Annotated in this window: 2 protein-coding genes; both read right to left on the reverse strand. The window is 51.9% G+C overall.

The window, feature by feature from the left end; translation table 11 throughout:
• Nucleotides 1-978, reverse strand: a 978-nt coding sequence (locus OB13_RS19840) for an NAD-dependent epimerase/dehydratase family protein (RefSeq protein WP_461491922.1), incomplete at its 3' end; no start/stop codon positions are given.
• A 79-nt stretch (nucleotides 979-1,057) separates the two neighbouring features.
• Nucleotides 1,058-1,857, reverse strand: an 800-nt coding sequence (locus OB13_RS19845; protein ID WP_461491923.1) for a phosphatase PAP2 family protein, incomplete at its 5' end; no start/stop codon positions are given.

The following is a 1,857-nucleotide window of genomic DNA, read 5'->3' on the forward strand; positions in this document are numbered from 1 at the left end:
GGTATGCGGTTTGTATTGGATTGCTTCCGCCAGGTCATCTACCTGAGCATAAGTGACGGGCACATCACCGGGTTGCATGGGCAGCAATTCCAGTTTGGCTTTCTCCCGCAAGTACCGCTCCAACAGGGCGACCAATTCCAATAGTTGGACCGGCTGCTGGTTACCTATGTTAAACAAACGATAGGGCACAGCTGAAACCTGGTCTTCAGCTCTTGGAGGGGCTTCGATCAGTTTTACTATCGCGCTTACCACATCCTCCACATACGTAAAGTCCCGCCACATGTCGCCCTGGTTATACAGCTTGATGGGTACTCCCTCTCTGATGCATTTGGCAAAATGGTAGCAAGCCATATCCGGTCGTCCCCAGGGGCCATACACTGTAAACAAGCGCATACCGGTCGTAGGTATTTTGTAGAGATGCGCATAACTGTGCGCCATGACTTCGTTGGCCTTTTTGGTGGCGGCATAAAAGGAAATGGGATGGTCTGTTGCCTGGCCTACAGCAAAAGGCACCTCCTTGTTTAGCCCATATACCGAACTGGAGGAAGCAAAAAGCAGGTGCCGGACCGGGTATTGACGGCAGGCTTCCAAAAGATTCGCAAACCCGACCAGGTTGCTCTCTACGTAGGCCCCAGGGTTCTCCAGGCTGTATAATACCCCGGCCTGTGCAGCCAGATTCACCACTACATCAAATTGCTTTTCCAGGAAAAGCTGTTCCAATGCCGTTTTGTCCGTCAGATCAAGGCGTACGAAGGATAGTTTCGAAAAAAGCTGGCTGTCCGTACAGGTATTATAGAGAATAAGAGACTTCTGAAAACCCTGGCAAGAAAGGCGGCTATACTTCAGCTCGGGATCATAATAAGCATTTATCACATCCAGTCCTACTACTTCGTAGTGCAGCTTCTGCAGTGCTAACACCAGGTGATGCCCGATAAAACCGGCGCTTCCCGTTACCAATACCTTGCGCTTGCTCTTCATCTTGTCTTGAATGGATTAAACATTGGTCAAATACTCCTGCTTTCTGACAACAAATGCTTTCAGCAGGTATAACTGGCCCCTAAAATACCAGTGTTGCCCCCATGCCTCGGGCTCCCATACCTGCCTGAGGCATAAGCAACAACCGCTGCCTTCTTAAATGGAGTTTCTCATGGGCCCTATCGAAGAGATAGTTTGCCCCTTTCGCAGAAAAGAAGCCTATGGCGGCCCCCGCCATCACATCCGTTGCCCAGTGCGCATTGTCATTGATGCGTGAAATGCCCACCAGCGTGGCGAGGCCGTAAGCAAGGGGTGGCACATATTTATACTTATCCCCATATACTGTCGCTACCGAGGTAGCCACCGCAAAAGCCGTTGCGGTATGAGAAGAGGGAAGCGAGGTGTTGTCTATCTCGCGTATAGATCCATCAAATATGTGGTTTTCGGTGGTGGTACTGGGTCTGTGCCGGTGAAACTGGTTCTTCATAGTGCTGGTAACCCCAGAACTGATCAGGATACTCCCCAGGGATACAAGGCCGGCCTTTTCGAGTCTGGAATCCTTCCATAGCACCCCGCCTGCAATCATCATGCCGGCGAGCGGGGTCAGATAATGCTGACGCCCGAGCGGCTGGACTACATCGGACAGTTTATCCACAACCGTCGAACGATTACTTTGGGCATAATGCTGCAGAGGCTCATCCACCCAACTGAATGTAGCCGCCCAGACACCGGCACCTGCCATCAGCACGGCACCTCCTTTGGCCAGCGGAGACAGTCTTGGCCTTCCTGCGGAAACGACAGCTACAGGGGGCCGGCTTATCGTGGCTGGCTGCATTAGGTTGGCTACAGCTACCGAATCGGGATGATACAAAATAGACTGTG

It is taken from the genome of Pontibacter sp. HJ8 (assembly GCF_054824225.1).